The sequence below is a fragment of the Nitrospinaceae bacterium genome (assembly GCA_018669005.1).
GTDB lineage: Bacteria > UBA8248 > UBA8248 > UBA8248 > UBA8248 > UBA8248.
In genome coordinates this window covers 20,209-39,511 of the sequence record JABJAL010000056.1, presented here as the reverse complement: position 1 = coordinate 39,511, position 19,303 = coordinate 20,209, and the positions used below count along the sequence as shown (strand labels likewise).

The following is a 19,303-nucleotide window of genomic DNA, read 5'->3' as shown; positions in this document are numbered from 1 at the left end:
CCTATTTTGCCTGCCGAGCCCGTGTCGGCAGTGAAACGCCCACGTGGAACGATATGAGTGCGCGCGCCGCCTGAATAATTTCGTCCTGTATGGACGGGTGAAATTTAATGGAGCGAATCTGCTCTGTGCCAATCTTCATTCCCTCGCCCAGGGCTGGGATAGTGCCGGCCTTGAGACGAATTGCCTGGCCGGTCGGCAGCTTGCAGCTACCACACCGCAGCTCGCCCGCCTCTAAGTCGAGCGAGGCCCGCTCGGTGCCCGGCGATTTCGTGCATACCTCGCAATACCCAAGCGTGGGTGCGATTCCCAGGCGAGCAAGAAGACCCGATATATACAACGCCTCGAGGCTTCCTGCATCCACTCCAGCATCCAGTGCCTCAAGGGCGGCCATCGTCCAATCGAAATGCTCTTCATCTCCTTCGTGGACACCGAAAATCCGGTCAATGGTTTTCAGGATACTCGCTGCGCACTGCATTGCTTCAATGTCGCTCCACAGGCCATGGAGCACGGATGTCGTCTCGCAGTACCTCAGGGTGCCCAGATCCTTTCCCGGCCGCATCGACCATTCCACCTGGATGCGCGTGGCAGGCTCTAAACCCACCCCAATTTTGCTTTTAGGCGAGCGTGCCCCGCGTGCGACGACCCGTATTTTCCCCTCTTTTTTCGCAAAAAAAGTAGCGATAAGGCTGGTATTCGAGTAAGGACTCGTTCCCAACACAAAGGCCTCGTCCACATGAATACTCATCGCTCCACCCTTGGTCCTATGTGAATTCCCGCCACCAGGCTTGAAAGCCGGGTAAGCGAGCGAAAATCAGGTGACTTGCGAATCTGCGGCTCTTGACGGAATAAAACAGATATGGGATAGAAATCCACGCGTTTATTGTCTTTTCCACTAACCGTAGGCGAGGGAGGTAGTTTCCAAATATGCCAGGAGTGAAGGTACACGAGGGAGAATCCATCGACAAGGCACTGAAACAGTTCAAAAAACAGTGCGAAAAATCGGGAATCCTCACCGAAATCAAAAAAAGAGAGTACTACGAGAAGCCTAGCGTTAAGCGTAAGCGGAAAATAATTGCTGCCCGGAAAAAGCGAGTCAGAGCTCAGAATCGATAGGGCCGCATGGGCTTTTAAGTAATTACCTTTTTCTTCCGCAACTACTCTAGCTTGAATCCCAGATCGTGCAGCGCCGAGTCGCGTTGGCGCCAGTTCGGTTTGATCCTAACGTGAAGCCCCAGAAACACCTTCTCGCCCAGCCTATTCTGTATTTCCTCACGTGCCGCCTGCCCAATTTTCTTTAGGCGATCACCACCCTTTCCGATGACAATGCCGCGCTGGCTCTTTCGCTCTACATAGATATCAGCCTCGATATGCATGAAGCCCGTTTTCTCATCGCGCGCCATCTCCAATACCTGTACGGCAACGGCATAGGGAACCTCGCGATGAAGCTGGTGGTAGACCTGCTCTCGGACGAATTCGGCGACCAGGGATTCTTCCGAGACATCCGTCACAGAGCCCGGTGGGTAGTAGCGCGGCCCCTCGGGAAGGCGCTCGAACAGATGCTTGAGCAGATTATCTACGTTTTGTCCCTTGAGCGCGGATATCGGGAAAAACTCCTCGAATTGCCCAAGCTTGGAGTAGCGCTCGAACATCGGGAGAAGCTTCCTCTTGTCTTTGAGGAGGTCCACCTTGTTGAGAACAAAGAAAAAAGGAATTCCCGCGCTCTCCAACAACTCGACGGCCTGAAGATCGGCCCCCTCGTTGAAGCCATCTGTCATGAAAAGAATGAGGTCCACGCCTGCAACCGAGGCCTTTGCCTCCTCAAGCAAAAAACGCCCGAGCTTCGATTCAGGGCGCTCAAGGCCCGGGGTATCAAGAAAAACTATCTGCCCCTTGGGCCGGGTATACACACCCAGAAGACGGCGGCGCGTCGTGCCCGGCTTGTGGGTAATGATGGCCAGCTTTTGTTTGAGGATGCGATTCAAAAGCGTGGATTTCCCGGCATTGGGCCTGCCAACGATGGCCACAAAACCTGAGCGGTGACCAGGGGGGGTGGCCTCCCCCTTTATTTCGGCAAGCAGGTTTTCGGCATCAAATGGGATTTGCGCGTTAGGCTTGGACGTTTTCTTGTCGCTCAATGAGTGGGCCTCAACTTGGAGCCTGTGCTCCACGAATTCCGAGTTCTCGAAGCTGTGTCTGATCGACATCCGCTGGCGCACCCGTCATCAGACAAACGGCCCGCTGCGTTTTCGGGAAAGCAATGACGTCACGTATCGAAGGAGAGCCCGTGAGGAGCATCACGATACGGTCGAGACCAAAAGCGATGCCGCCATGTGGCGGGGTGCCATATTCCAGCGCCTCTAAGAAGAAACCAAAACGCTGCTCTGCTTCCTCATCGTCCATGCCAAGGGCGGCAAACATCTTGCGCTGAATATCGCGCTGGTGAATTCGCTGGCTTCCGCCCCCGATTTCTAGGCCGTTAAGCACCATATCGTAGGCCTGGGCCTTGATTTTAGTGGGATCGGTCTCGAACAGCGGAATGTCCTCAGGGTTGGGTGCTGTAAATGGGTGGTGAAGCGCAAAATGGCGTTTCTCCTCCTCTTTCCATTCGAGCAGGGGAAAATCCACCACCCAACAAAAATTGAACTCCTCGCTGTTGATCAATCCGAGGCGCTCGCCAATTTCTCGTCTGAGTTGTCCGAGGACGGCCGCGCTCACCTCGGGAGTGTCGGCCACCATCATCAGCAGGTCGCCCACCTGTGCCCCTGCCCGCTCCCCGATTTCCTCAAGCTGGCCCTCGCCAAAGAATTTCGCAATGTTCGACTCATAACCGTTCTCGGTACGCTTCACCCAGGCGAGACCACCGGCTCCAAGCTCAATGGCGCGAGCAATGACGTCGTCAATCTCTTTTCGCGAGGCCGAGGCCATGCCGGGGCCAGCCATCGCCCTTGCGACGCCGCCCTTCTCGATGGCCCCCTTGAAAACCTTAAACTCGCTGGCGGCGGCAATGTCGGAAATCGTTGCGAGTTCCATCCCAAATCGCCGGTCGGGGCGATCGTTTCCGTAGCGCTCTATGGCCTCATCATACGGTACGCGATCAAAGGGAGTTGAAATTTCAACGCCCAGCGTGTCCCGCCATATCGCGGCCACAAGGCCTTCCATCATGTTGAAGAAAGACTCGCGGTTCATGAACGAAGTTTCGATGTCTATCTGTGTGAACTCGGGTTGCCGGTCGGCGCGAAGATCCTCGTCGCGGAAACATTTGACGATTTGGTAGTAGCGATCAAAGCCCGAGACCATGAGAATCTGCTTGAACATTTGAGGGCTCTGAGGAAGCGCAAAGAAAGAGCCTCGCTGCACCCGGCTGGGCACAAGGTAGTCCCGCGCACCCTCGGGCGTGCTTCGCGTTAAAACGGGCGTTTCGATGTCGATGAAATTATTGTCGTCCAGATAATTGCGGATCGTCTGGGTCGCCCGGTGACGAAGGCGGAAGTTTTCCTGAAGCGATGAGCGGCGAAGATCAAGATAACGATATTCAAGGCGCGTTGTCTCGCCAGCATCAGTGTCGCTCTCAATGGGAAACGGCGGGGTTTTTGCCTCGCTCAAGACTTCAAGCTCTGTGATACGCACTTCAATATCACCTGTTGAAAGATTCTTGTTGGCCATGCCCTCTGGCCGTGCGATGACCTTTCCTCGAAGCGCCAGCACCCATTCGGAGCGAACACGGTCCGCTAATTGATGCGCCTCCTCGTTATAGGAGGGGTCGGCCACGACCTGAGTGAGGCCGAAGCGGTCGCGCAGGTCGATGAAAATGAGGCCGCCGTGGTCTCTATTTGTCTGTGCCCAACCCATGAGGAGTACTTCTTTGCCAATATCGGAGGCGCGCAACTCCCCCAGGGTATGGGTGCGTCCGGCGTCCAGAAGCGTATTCAACGAAAAAACCTCGCTTTCATGAAGTGTTAAAGGAGGCCAAGCCTGTTTGCCTTGGAACTGTGGCCCGCTCAAGTCTTTGCGGCGCGAGCCTATCACGGTGAAATCGGCCTCTCAAGCGATGGGAAGGTGGACTGATGGGCATGCTAGACTATCCGTTCCATTGAATCTGAGATTTAATTCGCACACCCATCTCGGGAGAGACTGTGTTTCCGCTCGATTATATAACGATGGGCTATATCGGCGCCCTTCTCCTTGGCGGCATGTCGCTTCCGTGGAATCTCCAGGGCGGCCTCTGGTTGGCTGGGCTTCTAGCCGGAGTTGCCTGCCTTCTGCGAAATCGATTTCGGGAAAAGAGCACAGCCACCTACCTCCTTCTCGCTGGCGGAGGGGCTCTCGTGGCCATGTTTGCACTAAGCCTACACCAGTGGGCTGTTCCCTCTCACCATCTCCTCCGCCACATGCCGCGTGCAAGCGCCACACTGATTGGCCACATCACCCGGCCCTTAGAGCATCGCGCCGCCTCAAAGCGCCCCCGTGTTTATATTCAGGTTGAACGGCTCTCCGTCAGAGGGGTGGAGGTTCCCGTACGCGGACAGGTGCGCCTTACCCTATCGTCAGCGCCCACCGCCACCTATCGCGTGGGAGACAAAATCCTTGCTAGACGGATCAGGCTTCAGCGCCCCATTCGCTACCGCAATCCGGGCGCATTCAACTATCGCGAGTTTTTGCGCCTCAGGGACATTCACGCCACGGCCTTCACATCGCCCCGCTCCATCGAATTGCTTGCTCGCGTAGAGAAGGGGGCGTTTCAAAGACACCTATACGCCTTCAGGGAACGCATGCGGAATTTCTTGCGCATCTCGTTTCCCGGAGTGGTGGGTGGTTTTCTTGAAGCCATCACTCTGGGGGTCCGTGAGGATTTGGACAGCGAGGTTCGCGAATCGTTTCGCCTGGCAGGTGCAAGCCACATCCTGGCAATAAGTGGCCTTCACGTGGGCTTTATTTCGGCCTTTTTCTATTTCGGGTTTCTCGCCATTTGCCTTCGGCTACCGCCACGGATTTTCCCGATTCGCCCGATAGTCTTAACGCCCTTGAAAATGGCATCCCTGGCCACCATTCCCGTCGTAATCCTGTTTGCACTTCTAACGGGAGCGCGCGTCTCCACTGTGCGTGCGGCGATCATGGCTGTTGTTTATCTTTTAACGCGAATTTTCGAGCGCCCCGGGGGAGCGATGCATTCGGTTCTCCTGGCGGCCCTTTTGATTCTTCTCATCGAGCCGGGCTTTATCTGGGACACAGGGTTTCAGCTATCGTTCATCGCTGTTGCGGCAATCATCCTCGCGGCGAGACGACTGCCTCGACCTGATGCCCCTTACCGCCTAGTCGAATGGGGATGGTGGAAATTTCGCCTACTACAGTTCGCTGGCATCCAGGGGGTTGTATCGGCCACGATGGCTCCCCTGACAGCCTTTCATTTTCAGGAAATTCAACTTGCGGGCCTGGTGACAAATTTTTTTCTCATTCCCGTTGCCTCAATTCTTGTTCCCCTCACCTTTGTGACAAGCACATTTGCTGCGGGAGCAGATCTCATCAACTTTGAATGGTTCGGCACGCTGATCGCCGGAGGAAATCTTTTTCTCAATTTTCTGGCCTCGGCCATGATCGCACTCACCCGAATGGCGGCGGCAGTGCCGGGGAGCGCGTTGACTGTTGCCCGGCCTCATGCCCTTCAGATGGCCCTATTTCTATGCGCTCTGGCAGCCGCGCTTGGGGTGCGCAGGGCAGCGGGGAGAAAAGCGGGATGGGCGGTGGTGGCGGCCTCTATCATTTTCATCGCCCTCCCCTGGAGCCCCTCTATGGCCACGCCGAATGGTCAATCGGCGCTGCTTTTGCCGGATGTTGGCCGAAAAAATATTTTTTTCCTTCGCCTACCGGACGGCAGGGGATACGCCATCGACGCAGGGCGGCAAAGCCGCGCAAAGTTCGACACTTGGCGAAATGTGCTTGCGCCCCTGCTCAGAAACGAGGGGGAGCGGAGCTGGGAGGCACTCATTTTATTGGCACGCTCGGGCGAATATGACTCTGCCCAGCGGGAGCTTCAAACCGCTATGCGTCTAAGGCGCGTCATTGAGATTGATAAACGAGGAAGCATCCTCACCCGTGCTCCCGGAAACGAGGGGGCCGAAATTATCCCAGCCGCCGGGAATGGCCGTACCGGTCTCCTTTGGAAAACCGAATCGCGAGGCACCCGCCTCTCGTTCAGCCGTTGGGAGGGACACTCTCAATTCCTCCTTGAGCATGGCGGGGCGCGCTGGCTCCTCCTCTCGGGCGGCAGCCGCTACGGGGCGCAGCGCAACAGGCACCGCTTTAAGCCCCGGAGCCTGCCAAAAGGAAAATTCGATCTGGTCAGGGCCCCCGAGCGCATGCTGCGAGAAGAAAAAGTGTTGGATTGGCTTGAGCGCGTTCGCCCGTTCGCCGTCATTGCATCGCCCCAGAGCACGCGCCGCCTGCCCTATGAGCAGTGGCAGCACATCAAGAGGCGGCAGCGCGCACTGGGAGTCTACAGACCCTGGCGCGGGGGAATGGCGCGCGCCTCGACGAGCGGCAGAGCACTGGGCCAGGGCGGGCGCATCGAACGATACGCGGCCTCCTCCGACTGGCCCAAGCCTTCCCTTGGCCGGTGGGTGCGCTATTATTCGGGCGAGGAAAGAAAAAGAATACGGGCCTCAAAATTCAAGTAGCGTAACTCTACTCTTGGGCCCCATCAGTCCTTTTTCGTTTAACGGAGTAATGATGGATTCACGAAAATCTCCCACCGTTTACTACTCGCGGCGCGTGCTCATCACCTGGACCCTGGGGGCGGCGGCGGCAGTGGCAATTTTGGCTGGCGCTGTGGTAGTCACGACGGGAGGCAGGCAGGCAAAAAAAATTGCGCTCCTGCGAGGAGAAATTCAGCAGCTAGCCAAGGCCAGCCTAAAGCTTCGCGCCTCGAACACTAAGCTAGAAAAGCAGGCCGCCTCGCTTCACGAGCGCCTTAAAACACTACCCCAAAAAAAACCATCAAAACCAGTGCCCGCCCTCTCGATTCAAGAGCGCCTCTTCACGCCCGGCTTGGCTGTTGAAATCGTGCCAGCGAGGCTGTTCGTCACCCTTGCCCGGTTGGACGGGGAGCGCGCGCGCATCAGAGTTGCCGAGCTTGAGGCGGGAGAGACTCGAAACACCAGCCGGGTAATGTCGCCCGGACAGATTTGGCGTATCGAGACGCGTAGCGACACATTTATTTTGCTTTACCACTCCCTCAAGGGCTCGCCCCCCGAAGTGCGGCTATCCGTGAGCAAGCTTCCCGTCAAGAACAATCAGTAGACGCCTCTTCATCCTCTATCTCGATGGCTGCTCTGTTGAGAGAGGATCGGCGGCGAATGTTTTTACCGTGCGCTGCCAGCGCGAGGAGAGCGAGTTTTTGTCTATCGGACAATCGACGACGTGAACCCCGCCCGCGCTCTGAGACTCACGAAGCGCCTCGGCAAACTCGGCTCCTGATTCGACCTTGTGTCCCACGGCGCCAAATGCCTCGGCCAGTGTCTTGAAGTCGGGACTGTTTATGTCGGTGCCAATATAGCGCTCGCCGTATACATATTTTTGTGAGTGGCGCAGCGCGCCATAGACCCCATCGTTGAATATGATGTAGGTAATGTCGATCCCCAGAGAAACGGCTGTTGCAAGCTCACCGCACGACATCATGAAGCTGCCGTCCCCGACGATGGTGCAGACGGTGCGCTCGGGGGCCCCAATCTTGGCGCCATAGGCCGCAGGAACCGCGTAGCCCATCGATTGATAGGCCTCCGAGAGCAGGACGCTCCGTGGACGATGAATCTCGAAGGCCTGCTCCATGAGCCAGCTCTGGGTGGCCGAGCTGTCCGAGATGAAAATCGTATCCGGGGGAAAAGCGTCGCGAATGGTTTTCATGACAAACAGTCCATCGAAGGGCGGGCTCGCCGGTTTATCCATGTAGGCCTGGAGGCGCTCGGCGTAAACCGATTTCGAGGTGCGGGCGCGAAAATGGCCCTCGCCCGGCGGAAGCTCGGGCGTGCCTTCAAATCGTTTCAATATGCGCTCAATGGCCTCAAGCGCATCGGCCTCGATGCCCAGCTTCGCCGGATAGTTTCTCCCCAGGCGAGCCGGGTCGATATCGATCTGGATAAGATTTTCTGGAATCGGCACACGGTAATAAAGGGTGGCGAATTGCCCAAATCCAGTGCCCACGGCAAGGCACAAATCCGCATCGGAGAGCATGTCCTCGCATCCCTCAAAAGTTGCCACCCCAAAGCAGAGCGGATCTTTTTCCGACAAAAATCCCCTGCCCTTAATTGAGGTGACGATAGGTGCGCCAAGTTTTGAGGCCAAAAGCTGTAGCTGGCGACCACAACCCGAAACCTCAACCCCGAATCCGGCATAGATGACGGGGCGCTTTGCCGCCAGAAGCATCTCGGCAGCCTTGTCGAGTGCGGCCTCATCAAGCGCTGGCGGCGCCTCGGGTAGCGGGAACTCAGGCGCCCGAAGCACACGCTCCTCCTCGGCCCGCAAAAGATTCGACTTCACCACAACCTGAACCGGCCCCGGTCTTCCCGCCACCGCCCACTTGAAAGCAGCGTCCACCGCCGGCGGGATTCCCGCCACCGAATCGGGGACGAGTACTTTTTTCACACAAGATTTGAGCGCGTTCTCCATGTCCACATCGTGAATCGCACTCTTGTTGCGCATGTTGTCGGCCAGCGCCGAGGTAATCGCCACTACGGGCACAGAGTCCTCATATGCCGACTGAAGCGCTGTGGCCAGATTCGTGCCCCCTGGCCCGGGCACCGTAAAGATGACACCCGGCTTTCCAGAGACCTTCGCATAGGCGTCGGCCCCGAAACCCGCCCCCTGCTCGTGGCGCGTAATGACGGGTTTCACGGGAAAATCGATCAGTGCGTCATAAAAAGGCAGGGTAAGCGTGCCGGGAATCCCGAAAATATATTCCGCCTCATTCTCCCTTAGGGCGTCCAAAAGCGCTCTTGATCCGGTGCGAGCCATCAAAATTCTCCTAGCTGGCAAAATTAATATTTAATATAGAGACGACCAAACCTATGGCCTCGCTGATTTACTGTCAATGGAAGGCGGGATTTGCCTCACAGGCGCTGGATGGATATTCTCGGCTTGACCATTCAACGTCCGTCACCGCACGTTACCGCCCATAAGAGACCCCGATGTTTTCCCGCGATGCCATCACCGCGCTGCAATCCGCCCGTTCGATAACTGTCCTCACGGGCGCAGGCGTGAGCGCCGAGAGCGGAGTGCCCACCTTTCGTGGTGCGGGGGGCTTGTGGCGAAATTTCAAGGCAACTGACCTCGCAACGCCTGAGGCTTTTGAGCGAGACCCAAAACTCGTGTGGGAGTTTTATAATTACCGGCGGGAAATGCTCGCTCCTCTACAGCCGAACCCCGGCCACCATGCCATCGCCGCGATTGAGGCGCGGGCCGAGGATTTCACCCTCATCACCCAGAACATTGATAATCTTCACCGCATCGCGGGCTCAAAAATCCTTATCGAGCTTCATGGAAATATCTGGCGGGTGCGGTGCGCCAATTCGGGATGTGAAAACGCTGCGCCCCGCGAGAACCGCGATGTGCCGGTATCCCCGATACCACTCCTATGCGGTGAATGCGGTGGTTTTATGAGGCCGCACATTGTCTGGTTCGGTGAGATGCTCAACTCTGAAGATATAAAATCATCATTGGGAGCCATCGAGGCTTGCGATTTTTTCATCGTGGCAGGAACATCGGCAGTGGTTCAGCCTGCGGCGGGCATGCCGCTTCTCGCCCGCCGGGTCGGGGCGTTTGTTTTGGAGATCAATCCAGAGCGCACGGATCTTAGCGAGGCATTGAACGAATCTGTTCAAGCGGCATCAGGCGAAGCCCTCCCCTTGCTTATCGAGGCGGCCTTTGGCGGCTAGGAAGAGCAGGGGCGGCTTGATCATTAGGCCGATAGCCTATAGAGCTTTCTCACACCATATGTGATTCACGCGGCGAGCGATCAAACGTATTAGGGAGCATGAAAGTGGCCAAGCAAAAACTCAACGCCCCTCGCGGCGTGAAGGATATTCTTCCCGAGGAGGCCGGGCGCTGGAACGATGCCGAGCGCAAGGCTCGCGATGTATTCGCGCGCTATGGCTACGGTGAGATTCGCGTTCCCACCTTCGAGCGAACCGAGCTTTTCTCGCGGGGAATTGGCGACACGACCGACATTGTCAGCAAAGAGATGTACACATTCGAGGACAAGAGCGGCGACTCGATTACGCTTCGCCCCGAGGCCACGGCATCAATTTGCCGCGCCTATGTTCAGAACAGCCTCTACGCCCAGGCCGGGGTGGCCAAGCTCTTTTGCATTGGGCCCATGTTCCGCTACGAGCGCCCCCAGGCGGGCCGCTTTCGTCAGTTTCACCAAATAGATGCCGAGGCGATGGGAACGGACGACCCGGCGCTGGATGCCGAGGTGATTATAATGCTCATGGAACTTCTCGAATCTATGGGTCTCACCGGCCTCTCGCTCCAGCTCAACAACATTGGGGACGCCGAGTGCCGCCCGACCTACTCAAAGGCGCTGCTCGAATATTTGACAAAAGAAACCGCTGGCATGGGGAGCGAAATAACCGAGCGCATCGAAAAGAACCCGCTCCGCTTTCTTGACAGCAAGAATCCCGACCACAAGGAAATTATTGCCCGCGCGCCGACCATCGATAAATATTGGAACGAGCGGTGCCGCGATCACCTGGCCACCCTTTGCGGGCATCTGGATCGCGCCGGGATTCGCTACGAGAAAAACCCGGCGCTTGTTCGGGGCCTCGACTATTACTGTCTGACGGTATTCGAGGTAACGAGTGAAAACCTGGGGGCTCAAAATGCTGTCTGCGGAGGCGGTCGCTACGACACCCTTATCGAGGAACTCGGCGGCCCACCGACGCCTGCCATCGGTTTTGCCATCGGGATGGAGCGCCTCCTTCAGCTTACCGAGGGTGTGGAGAGCGAGGGAAAAGAGCGCTCATCTGTCGAGGTCTTTATCGTTGCGCTTGGCGAGGGCGCCGAGGCAGAATCTCTCTCGCTCGCAACTTCCCTCCGTAGTCGAGGTCTTCGCGCAGATCGCACTTTCGGGGGCGGGAGCATGAAGAGCCAGATGAAGCGCGCCGACCGCTCGGGGGCCCGCTATGTGCTCGTATTGGGCGAGGATGAAATCAACAAAGGTATTGTATCGCTTCGCGACATGACCGAGAGCAAACAGGAAGAAATTTCAAGGAATGATATCGAGAATTATCTTGCATCCCGTATCTTAGCTGATTGATGCGGGGCTACCATTCGTAGACCGTGATTTTTCCCATCTCAACGAATCCAATATTTTTGTAAAAAGCTTTTGCGGCAGGGTCCAGATCATCGACAATTAGCTCGATGGCCAAAAGATTTTGCTCTTTCGCGCGCCCGACCATGGCGGCCATAAGCACCCCGCCGAGGCCTCGCCTGCGATGATCGCGGGCAACGCCAATATCAGGCAAATATGCGGTACGGTCGCCTCCCTCGATGCGGGCCCTGTCGATGGCAAGAACCGCAATGCCAGCCCCCGGGCTCAGGTCAGCTCCTTCGTATTCGAGAAGGAAACAATCCTCGGGCGCGGTGTCGGCGCTCTCGAACCAATGGGCGATGTCGTTTTCTGAATGGGACCAAAAATTCCACATCTCGGCAAAAGTGTCGTTGTAAATTTGGGCGGCGAGCGACAAATCATCCGGCAAGCTGAACGGTCGCAACCGGTAGCCCTCGGGAAGCTGAGGCACGTGATGCGCATCGTCCAGTTCAAGCCGAAGCAGGCGAATCTCCCGGAGGCGCTTTCCATTTGTCTCGTCAATGAAATCCGGGTCGAGCGGCTCGCTGAAATAGCTCCAGATGCCGTCAAAATCTTTTTCCCGCGCATGGCCGCGCACCGCCTCTATCAGCGCCTTGCCAGCCTCGCGACTCGCTGGCGATATTTCAGGCGCCAGGGCCCCGAGATAAAGAATATCCATGCAGGCCCGCCCCCGGGCGCGCGTCTCCTCATCGGCAACGACACGGCAAAACCCATTAAAATCGTCGCCAGCGCCCGCCGCGAGCCATATGCGCTCGCTCCCCGCTATCAGGGAATCAAGGAATTTTTCATCACCCTGCCCCTCAAAGGCCTCGCGCATGAGCGCCAGCAGGGCCGGGCGGTGCGTCTCATCATAGGCAACAGCCTCAGCCATGATGAATCCGCAAGCTGCCGTCCTTCATTTTTGCCTCGAACTTTCTCATCAATATGCCCCGAAGAATCCCCCGCACGGCGGGCACCATCAGCGCAAAACCGGTGCAATCGGTCAGCAGGCCCGGCGTGATGAGAAACACCCCGCCCACGAGCACCATCGCGCCGTCCACGAGCTGATCCGCCGGAAGGCGCCCGGCGCTCGTTTCTTCCTGAATCTTTTTGAGCACATAAAAACCTTGGGTACGGGCGGCCCAGGCCCCAATTGCCCCCGTGAGCAGAACGATGCCCACGGTTGTCGAGAGCCCCAGGGCGCTTCCCAACTCAATTAGAATCATCAGCTCAAGGAGCGGCACCGCCGTGAACAACAAAAAGAGTTTAAAAATCACAGGTTTTATCTCTCCACAAGTTATTGAACTTGAAAAATATCGTTTCCTAAAAAATCTCATCCCGCATCATGCCCGGACCCAGGACCACCACGGTCCAGCCACGAGCCCAAGACCGCTACGGGGCCCGGCCCGCATCCAAAGAATCGCGCCCCCGCAGCTATTGTGAGATAATTTTTCTCGCAGGGCCGCCCGAATCATTATCCCAGCCCCGGCGGGGAAAGACAAAAGCGATGCCAGAGAAGAAAAAAGGGATTTTAAAGCGAATCGTTCACCACTTTCGCGCGCCCTCTTTTAAGGAACTCCTTGAGGAGTCCACCGAGGCGCTCCATGATAAACCCATCGCCATGACCTGCCCGCGCTGCGGCCACATGGTGCCCGTTGCTGCCAAATGCGCCAATTGCGGCCGCCCGCGCGAGGCCACCGTCGACAAGCGCGTCTGAGCATCGAGCAAGGCTGCCTACCAAACACCCTCCCCTCAGCTCCCGGCCCAGAGCGGCGCAAAAGCGCTATGCAGGGTATAATAAAGACCATCACTCAACTTTAATTATTTTGGCGCAGATTTTTCGATTCAAATTTTTCATGACAAGGGGGTCCACACCATGCCAGCCACGATGAAAGCCATGCGCGTCCACGAATTGGGCGGCCCGTTCAAGCTAGAGGAAGTCCCCGTCCCCGCCGTTGGGCCAAACGACGCTCTCGTCAAGCTAAAGGCCACGGGCGTTGGGCTCACCCCTGTTTTGATGCGCCGCACGCCGGGCACCATCGACAAGTTCCCCCGCATCATGGGCCACGAAATCGCCGCCGAGGTCATTGAAACAGGCTCTGCCGTCGAGTGCGTCTCGGTTGGCGATCTTGTTACCGCGCATTTTTATCTCGTGTGCCATTCGTGCGATTTTTGCCGCAGCGGGCGCGAAACCCTTTGCGAAAATTTTAAAGGCTACCTTGGCCTTGTGCATGATGGCGGCTACGCCGAGTACGCCTCAATTCCCGCGCTCAACCTGTGCAAGATCCCAGAGGGCATAACGCCGCTTGATGCCTGCGTGGCGGCAGACGGCATTTGCACCCCCTATCACAACTGCACCGCCGAGGCCCAGATAAAGCCCGGCGATAAGGTGGCCATTATTGGCGCAGGGGGGGGCGTCGCCATCCACGCCGTCCAGATGGCGCAGCTTTGTGGCGGCGAGGTCATCGGCGTTGATGTTTCAAAACAAAAGCTCGAAACCGTGGCCAAGCTCGGCGCCATCGCCACCATCGATGCCTCAGACTCCGACACCGTTGAGGAAATAACGGCCTTAACTAAAGGGCGCGGCGTTGATGCCTACATCGATTATGTGGGCTCTAAAGAAACCTTAGAGGCCGGCATGGACACCCTTGGGAAAGGCGGGAAATTGGTTATCGTCGGCTCGCGCGCGCCCTCGGCCTTTGGCGGCGTATCACCCAAATTCACCGTCGATCCCCAGCGCGTGCTCCAGATGGCCCAGGAAATCCACGGCTCGCGCTATTGCTCGATGCTTGAGCTTCGCCGCTCGCTCCAGCTCGTTAAAAGCGGCCTGATAAAGCCCATCGTCACCAAAACATTTCAACTCGAGGACACCGAAACCGCGTTCCAGGAAATACAGGACAATAAAATCACGGGCCGCGCTGCCGTCGTCTTCGACTAGGGGTAGCCACCCCTGACCCGAACCGGGTGGTGTGATAAAATCTAACCACACACCGGTCGGGCATAATAAAAATTGGCGATACCAAAGCGCATAACATTGGGCACGCTAAAATTTTAGCATTTAGCGCCCACAAAATTTCACGCATCTTTTTTACCGACAGGAGACAAACCCCATGGAAGAGCAACCCCTAAAATGGAGCGAGGCGCCAACCGCGCCCGGCGAGCGGATTACCGATAAACCAGAGCTTCCCCCCAAAGGGGTGCTCATGGAGCTTCGGGCCGACACTAAAACAATGGAAAATGAACCCATGCTCAAGGTGGGCGAGTCCGCCGGATGGACCATTTACACCGATGAGTCGGCGCGCATCGGCGGCACGGGCAAATATCCGCCCCCCATGCCCATGCTCGGCACCGCCATTGGTTTTTGACTGCTCACCCAGGTTGCGCGGTACGCGCACATGTTGAAGATGACCATCAAAAGCGGGCGCTGCCGCGTCGAGGGCGACTACCTGCTCCACGGCTCGGTGATTAAGGGCACCGTCGGGGTTCATCATAAGGGTTTCAAGACACATTTAGAGATTGAATCGGATGAGCCAAGGGAGAAAATAGCCCACCTCATTCGCTGCGCCAAAGGGGGGTGTTATGCCGAACAGTTAATCGTTCAGCCCGTGCCCTTGGAGAGCACCGTTGTTGTGAACGGGGAGCCCATGTCTCTAGAGGGCATTACGGAAGAATAAGGCCGCAAGGCGGCGATTTACGATAGTCAGACCACCCCGCTCCGGGCGGCCTCGGGCCTCATAGCGCCGCTCGCATAGTTCCGCCGCCAAGAAAAAATAACGATTGAGCGGGGATTGCGAGGTGGAGGCATATATGTCCGCTAATTGACAGATTAACCTAAGCAATGATTTCATTTAGACTAAAATAAGATATAATTTGCCTTATATAACATCACTCCTTACGAGGAACAGTCAGTGTCCTGCGCGTATATACATAAAAACAAAACAGGTCCTAACAAGGAAAACATGGAATGTCAGTTCAATGTAGCTGAACATGAACTAACAAAGTTCTCCGGCCAACTGTGGTGCCAGTTTCATTTGCCCCTAGAAAATGAAAAGGGAGAGAAATCCGACAAGGCCAAATGGACAAATAAAACGGATACATTCAACAGCACCATTATCAAAAATATTGCCAACTTTTACAGTCATGGAAATCTCAACCTTCCCTATGACCTATCAGGAACTATCTTTCCATCGGAATTTCCTCCAGATTATTTCCCCAAACAATTTAACGGAGCAGTTCCCAACATAGATTGGAACAATTGTACTTTTTATGGACCCGCAGATTTTCAGGGCGCAAAATTCAATGCAGAAGCAAATTTCGAAGGTTCTATCTTTAAATCATCCGCATTTTTTCAAAAAGCGACATTCGGCAAAAGAGCGATATTCAACAATGCTGAATTCCATTCTTCAGCCGATTTCAATGGCACTACTTTTGAAAGCGATGGTGTAAATGCAGAATTCAAAAATGTGAAATTCTACGGAGACACCGCAGAGTTCATCAACCCTATTTTTTCAGGAAAAGCGATATTTGATGGCTCACTTTTTGAAACAGAACTTAAATTTTTCGTTCGAGGTCCCAAGGAATCAGAGATTTCCTTTTCAGAGAATACGACCTTTTCAGAAAAGACACACTTCAGTTTCAGCAACAATACCTTTCAAGGGTCCCTTGCTTTCAAGGAAGCCAACTTCCATAATGAAGTGACATTTGAGGATTTAGGATCTGATACGGACTTTTCAAATGCAACATTTTGTGACGAAGTTTCGTTCAAGGGTCGAAGTCAAGGCGAGGCGACATTCCAAGAAGCTAAATTTATCGGCAATGCTATCTTCACCATAAACTTCACTTCAATTACAAGCTTTCAGAATTCCAAATTTTTCAACAACGCAGTTTTTCGTGGTTGCGAATTTTCAAAATTCGCAAATTTCAAAGAAGCCCATTTCTGTAAAAATATTGAGAAAGATAAATCTAAAGCTCAAGAACTTTCATTTGAATTTACCAACTGTCGAATTGGAAGTGGGTCAAATTGGAAACATGCCAATTTCCACGGAGAATCTTCCTTTCAGAACACAAAGTTTGCAGGTAATAATAATTTTGAGCATTCAACTTTTTACAGAAAAATAGATTTTTCATGCACCGAAGACAATAGGGAATCTTCTTTTTTTGAACTTATTTCTTTCTTTAAGGCAATCTTTTGCGGTCCTGTAACTTTTTTAAATCGCAGATTTACCAATTCAACAAACTTCTCAGAAACCACCTTCAAATACCCTCCTTCTTTTCACAACTGCACACTTCACCAGGATACAAATTTCATAGGAACAAAATTCGAAAATTGGACACACTCAAGTGCCTTTTTGGCCTACCGAACTTTGAAGCAATTCATGGAAGATCGGAGAGCACGAAGAGAGGAGGCTATGTTCTATGCCCTAGAGCAGAAGGCTCTTCGGAATTTAAGAAACACATCTCGAACTGAAAGATTCATATCTCATTTGTACGACTTGGTTTCAGAATATGGCCAAAATATATGGCGCCCATTTATCTTGTGGCTAGGTATTCAGGGCCTAGCTTTTTCAATTTATTGGTGGTTGGGAGTTGCAGGCTACTCCTCCGACGTCTCCAGCACTTTTATTTTCACATTAAGACAAATCATCGTGCCAACTGAAATCTTAAAAAACACTCCGGGGCTTGGGACGGGCATTATTTTGTTGACCGTAATTCATAGCCTATTGTCCATTTCAACATTGTTTTTGTTTTTTCAAACCGTAAGAAGACAATTTCGAATGATTTGACTCCCCCAACCCATTTACCCGATCGCTAAATACCCCCTATAATCCGGAACTCTTGGAGCTACCCATAGCGCGGAAGAAAATTTCGCGGAACTTTTTCATCAAAGGAGACTGAAAACGATGGCGGAGGCAGCCAAAGAGGAAATGGTCAAACAAGAGCGGCGCGTGCGCGCCTCAAAATTGGGCGAATGCAAGATTGAACTCAAAGCGAGAGGCCATGTGTTTTATGCCGATGAGCCGCTGAAAGCTGGCGGCACGGACGAGGGCCCCACCCCAAGGGAGATTGCGCTCGGGGCGCTGGCGGCGTGCGTGACGGTGATTACGGGCAAGGTGGCCAAGGGGCTCGATTTTAATGTGATCGATCAGAGCATCGAGGTTAGAGGCACGGCGGACCCCCTTGGCGCAAGGGACGCGGACAACGGCATCACCCCCAATTTCGACCATGTGGAGGTGAACATTCGCCTGGTGACGGATGAAACAGATGAGCGGGTGGCGGAGCTAAAGCGCCAGCACCATGGGCGCTGCCCGATATCGGCGCTCTTTCGCTCGAGCAGCTGCGAGCTGGTGGAGGAATGGAACATCGAGCGCCCTTAGCAGGGAGCCCCCTGAGGGGCCGTCCCGGCCAGAGGACTGTGGATATCGACGGATTTCCGGCCAGGGGGCCGTCCCGGCCAGGGGGACCGTTCCGGTCTGGAGTGATAACGGCGGGTATGCGGTCTGAGGATCTGTCCGATCTGGGGTGATAACGGCGGGTATCCGGGTGGATTTGGATGTGCGGCTGATGGCCTTGGATGTGCGCTGCATAAGTGAACGGCTGGCGGCTAAGCGGATTTCGATGTGCGGCATATGAGCACCGATGCGGGGCCTATGAGCTGCTACGCTGATAAATTTGCGGCGATACCGACGAACGTGCGATTGATGAATATGCGCGACGGAGACTCTGCCCGGCGGCGATTGTTTGTGTGCGGCTTTATGGACTGGCAATACCGACGAGTGTGCGGCTGTTGAACTGAATATGGGCTGATTGTGCGGCTTTTGTGAGCGGCGGATGTGTGGTTGATGCCCAGCTATTAAACGAAACATTGTCGACGTTTAAGTATTTGTATTTATGTGTGTTGTGGGCCTGATCGAGATATTCGCCCTGTGGGGCCGCAAGGGCCTATGTGCGACATGTGGCACTCAATAGGAGGGAGGCGGACCCCTGCAGCGGCTGACGGAGAAAAGAGAGGCTTCGATCAGCCTCTGGCGATGTCCTATGCCGTGGCAGCCGGGACTGCGCGGACACTGGGACTCGACCCCGCACGGGCCGCGAATACGCTTGCTCTGGCCGGGGTGACGTAAAATCCCTTGCTCGTCACTCGCACGGGTCATATCTCCCACTGGAAGGGATTCGCCACGGCAAATGCCGCATTTAACGGGATACATGCAGCGTTTCTAGCCATGCGCGGGGTTTATGGGCCCCATCGAGATTTTCGAGGGCCCCTACGGGCTTTTTGAGTCTGTGACTGGACCCTTTAATATTAATTGGGAGAATCGCTCGCTTGAGAAAATGCTCGGGGTGAGCGTCAAGAAATACATCGCCGGGGTACATTCACAGACAGCTATCGAAGGTGTTTCCGAGCTTCAAGCTGAAAACACCATCGAGCCAAACGAGATTGAAGCTATCGAGGTCGAAACCTATGAGCGCGCATATTTCATCATGGGTGGTGGTGGCGCAGGGGATAAACATGATGTGCGCACCAGGGAGACCACCGATCACAGTCTTCCCTATGTGCTTTCAGCCGTGCTTCTAGATGGCCAGGTAATGCCCCCTCAGTACGAAATGGCGAGAATTCTAGCAGATGACGTACAAAGGCTTCTCCACCGAGTAACAATTTCAAGCAAACCAGACCTTACAGCACGCTATCCGGCTGAGTCGCCGGTTCGCATAAAAATCACCATGAAAGACGGCACCGCATGCACTCTGGACAAATCCAGCTACGAGGGTTTTCCTGTGTCCCCAATGACTTGGGAGGGCGTGCGAGCGAAATTCGCGGTCCTTACCGAGCCCCATACGAGTGCGAAACTAAGGGATAAAATAATTGATGCCGTTTCACGTATGGAGAATATCTCGATCAGGCAGCTAGGAGCCTTGCTTGGAAAGGTGCAGGAGACCTCCTAGTGCCACATGCCGCACATAAGGGCC

General features: G+C 55.0%; 20 protein-coding genes. 14 read left to right on the top strand and 6 right to left on the bottom strand.

What is annotated here, in order from left to right; genetic code table 11:
* Position 1: 1 nt before the first annotated feature.
* Positions 2-745, bottom strand: a complete 744-nt coding sequence (recO, locus tag HOJ95_07625) for a DNA repair protein RecO (GenBank protein ID MBT6394559.1) — start codon at positions 743-745, stop codon at positions 2-4.
* Between the two features lie 179 nt (positions 746-924).
* Between recO and HOJ95_07620 the strand changes: the two genes are divergently transcribed.
* Entirely contained in the window at positions 925-1,113 is a 189-nt protein-coding gene (locus tag HOJ95_07620) for a 30S ribosomal protein S21 (GenBank protein ID MBT6394558.1), read from the top strand.
* A 41-nt stretch (positions 1,114-1,154) separates the two neighbouring features.
* On the opposite strand, the gene era is transcribed toward HOJ95_07620, so the two are convergent.
* Together era and aspS are read right to left on the bottom strand one after the other, a co-directional pair.
* Positions 1,155-2,204: a GTPase Era gene (gene era / locus HOJ95_07615; protein MBT6394557.1), complete on the bottom strand. Its 1,050-nt coding sequence runs from the start codon at positions 2,202-2,204 to the stop codon at positions 1,155-1,157.
* Complete coding sequence (gene aspS, locus HOJ95_07610) at positions 2,146-3,930, bottom strand: aspartate--tRNA ligase (GenBank protein ID MBT6394556.1); 1,785 nt, start codon at positions 3,928-3,930, stop codon at positions 2,146-2,148. The genes era and aspS overlap by 59 nt, the downstream gene beginning before the upstream one ends.
* 203 nt (positions 3,931-4,133) lie before the next feature.
* Between aspS and HOJ95_07605 the strand changes: the two genes are divergently transcribed.
* Both HOJ95_07605 and HOJ95_07600 read left to right on the top strand, forming a co-directional pair.
* Entirely contained in the window at positions 4,134-6,671 is a 2,538-nt protein-coding gene (locus HOJ95_07605; protein MBT6394555.1) for a ComEC family competence protein, read from the top strand.
* 52 nt (positions 6,672-6,723) lie between these two features.
* The gene (locus HOJ95_07600; GenBank protein MBT6394554.1) at positions 6,724-7,293 is read left to right on the top strand and encodes a hypothetical protein; all 570 of its coding nucleotides are present in this window, start codon (positions 6,724-6,726) and stop codon (positions 7,291-7,293) included.
* A 15-nt stretch (positions 7,294-7,308) separates the two neighbouring features.
* On the opposite strand, the gene HOJ95_07595 is transcribed toward HOJ95_07600, so the two are convergent.
* Positions 7,309-9,003 (bottom strand): thiamine pyrophosphate-binding protein, encoded by a 1,695-nt coding sequence (locus HOJ95_07595; GenBank protein MBT6394553.1) that lies wholly within the window; start codon positions 9,001-9,003, stop codon positions 7,309-7,311.
* Positions 9,004-9,176: 173 nt separating this feature from the next.
* Between HOJ95_07595 and HOJ95_07590 the strand changes: the two genes are divergently transcribed.
* Together HOJ95_07590 and HOJ95_07585 are read left to right on the top strand one after the other, a co-directional pair.
* Positions 9,177-9,923 carry an NAD-dependent deacylase gene (locus HOJ95_07590; GenBank protein ID MBT6394552.1) on the top strand — a complete coding sequence of 249 codons (747 nt, stop codon included), beginning with the start codon at positions 9,177-9,179 and terminating at the stop codon, positions 9,921-9,923.
* 98 nt (positions 9,924-10,021) lie between these two features.
* Complete coding sequence (locus tag HOJ95_07585; protein ID MBT6394551.1) at positions 10,022-11,305, top strand: histidine--tRNA ligase; 1,284 nt, start codon at positions 10,022-10,024, stop codon at positions 11,303-11,305.
* Positions 11,306-11,312: 7 nt separating this feature from the next.
* Here the strand turns inward: HOJ95_07585 and HOJ95_07580 are convergent, their stop codons facing one another.
* Positions 11,313-12,230, bottom strand: coding sequence for a GNAT family N-acetyltransferase (locus HOJ95_07580; GenBank protein MBT6394550.1), 918 nt, complete (start codon positions 12,228-12,230; stop codon positions 11,313-11,315).
* Entirely contained in the window at positions 12,223-12,615 is a 393-nt protein-coding gene (locus tag HOJ95_07575; protein ID MBT6394549.1) for an FxsA family protein, read from the bottom strand. The genes HOJ95_07580 and HOJ95_07575 overlap by 8 nt, the downstream gene beginning before the upstream one ends.
* A 230-nt stretch (positions 12,616-12,845) precedes the next feature.
* Here HOJ95_07575 and HOJ95_07570 point away from each other — a divergent pair, with 230 nt between their 5' ends.
* From HOJ95_07570 to HOJ95_07530, 9 genes are all read left to right on the top strand, one after another.
* Entirely contained in the window at positions 12,846-13,055 is a 210-nt protein-coding gene (locus tag HOJ95_07570) for a hypothetical protein (GenBank protein MBT6394548.1), read from the top strand.
* A 159-nt stretch (positions 13,056-13,214) separates the two neighbouring features.
* A complete protein-coding gene (locus HOJ95_07565) occupies positions 13,215-14,276 on the top strand; it encodes a zinc-binding dehydrogenase (protein MBT6394547.1) in 1,062 nt (353 codons plus the stop codon).
* Between the two features lie 172 nt (positions 14,277-14,448).
* Complete coding sequence (locus HOJ95_07560) at positions 14,449-14,703, top strand: hypothetical protein (GenBank protein MBT6394546.1); 255 nt, start codon at positions 14,449-14,451, stop codon at positions 14,701-14,703.
* Positions 14,704-14,733: 30 nt separating this feature from the next.
* Positions 14,734-15,012: a hypothetical protein gene (locus HOJ95_07555; GenBank protein MBT6394545.1), complete on the top strand. Its 279-nt coding sequence runs from the start codon at positions 14,734-14,736 to the stop codon at positions 15,010-15,012.
* Positions 15,013-15,297: 285 nt separating this feature from the next.
* On the top strand, positions 15,298-17,121 hold the full coding sequence (locus HOJ95_07550; GenBank protein MBT6394544.1) for a pentapeptide repeat-containing protein: 1,824 nt from the start codon (positions 15,298-15,300) through the stop codon (positions 17,119-17,121).
* A 117-nt stretch (positions 17,122-17,238) separates the two neighbouring features.
* Positions 17,239-17,712 (top strand): OsmC family protein, encoded by a 474-nt coding sequence (locus HOJ95_07545; protein ID MBT6394543.1) that lies wholly within the window; start codon positions 17,239-17,241, stop codon positions 17,710-17,712.
* Between the two features lie 576 nt (positions 17,713-18,288).
* Positions 18,289-18,459 (top strand): hypothetical protein, encoded by a 171-nt coding sequence (locus HOJ95_07540; GenBank protein MBT6394542.1) that lies wholly within the window; start codon positions 18,289-18,291, stop codon positions 18,457-18,459.
* Positions 18,460-18,465: 6 nt separating this feature from the next.
* On the top strand, positions 18,466-18,615 hold the full coding sequence (locus tag HOJ95_07535; protein ID MBT6394541.1) for a hypothetical protein: 150 nt from the start codon (positions 18,466-18,468) through the stop codon (positions 18,613-18,615).
* Positions 18,572-19,279, top strand: coding sequence for a hypothetical protein (locus HOJ95_07530; GenBank protein ID MBT6394540.1), 708 nt, complete (start codon positions 18,572-18,574; stop codon positions 19,277-19,279). The genes HOJ95_07535 and HOJ95_07530 overlap by 44 nt, the downstream gene beginning before the upstream one ends.
* The last annotated feature ends 24 nt before the right edge of the window (positions 19,280-19,303 follow it).

Excerpts from the sequence above, each read along its gene's own strand:
- HOJ95_07580 (MBT6394550.1), bottom strand. The coding sequence starts at position 12,230 with ATGGCTGAGGCTGTTGCCTATGATGAGACGCACCGCCCGGCCCTGCTG.
- HOJ95_07595 (MBT6394553.1), bottom strand. The coding sequence starts at position 9,003 with ATGGCTCGCACCGGATCAAGAGCGCTTTTGGACGCCCTAAGGGAGAAT.
- era (MBT6394557.1), bottom strand. The coding sequence starts at position 2,204 with ATGTCGATCAGACACAGCTTCGAGAACTCGGAATTCGTGGAGCACAGG.
- HOJ95_07530 (MBT6394540.1), top strand. The coding sequence starts at position 18,572 with ATGGGCCCCATCGAGATTTTCGAGGGCCCCTACGGGCTTTTTGAGTCT.
- HOJ95_07570 (MBT6394548.1), top strand. The coding sequence starts at position 12,846 with ATGCCAGAGAAGAAAAAAGGGATTTTAAAGCGAATCGTTCACCACTTT.
- HOJ95_07600 (MBT6394554.1), top strand. The coding sequence starts at position 6,724 with ATGGATTCACGAAAATCTCCCACCGTTTACTACTCGCGGCGCGTGCTC.
- HOJ95_07565 (MBT6394547.1), top strand. The coding sequence starts at position 13,215 with ATGCCAGCCACGATGAAAGCCATGCGCGTCCACGAATTGGGCGGCCCG.
- recO (MBT6394559.1), bottom strand. The coding sequence starts at position 745 with ATGAGTATTCATGTGGACGAGGCCTTTGTGTTGGGAACGAGTCCTTAC.
- HOJ95_07555 (MBT6394545.1), top strand. The coding sequence starts at position 14,734 with ATGTTGAAGATGACCATCAAAAGCGGGCGCTGCCGCGTCGAGGGCGAC.
- HOJ95_07590 (MBT6394552.1), top strand. The coding sequence starts at position 9,177 with ATGTTTTCCCGCGATGCCATCACCGCGCTGCAATCCGCCCGTTCGATA.
- HOJ95_07545 (MBT6394543.1), top strand. The coding sequence starts at position 17,239 with ATGGCGGAGGCAGCCAAAGAGGAAATGGTCAAACAAGAGCGGCGCGTG.
- HOJ95_07560 (MBT6394546.1), top strand. The coding sequence starts at position 14,449 with ATGGAAGAGCAACCCCTAAAATGGAGCGAGGCGCCAACCGCGCCCGGC.
- HOJ95_07540 (MBT6394542.1), top strand. The coding sequence starts at position 18,289 with ATGTGGCACTCAATAGGAGGGAGGCGGACCCCTGCAGCGGCTGACGGA.
- HOJ95_07550 (MBT6394544.1), top strand. The coding sequence starts at position 15,298 with ATGGAATGTCAGTTCAATGTAGCTGAACATGAACTAACAAAGTTCTCC.
- HOJ95_07585 (MBT6394551.1), top strand. The coding sequence starts at position 10,022 with ATGAAAGTGGCCAAGCAAAAACTCAACGCCCCTCGCGGCGTGAAGGAT.
- HOJ95_07620 (MBT6394558.1), top strand. The coding sequence starts at position 925 with ATGCCAGGAGTGAAGGTACACGAGGGAGAATCCATCGACAAGGCACTG.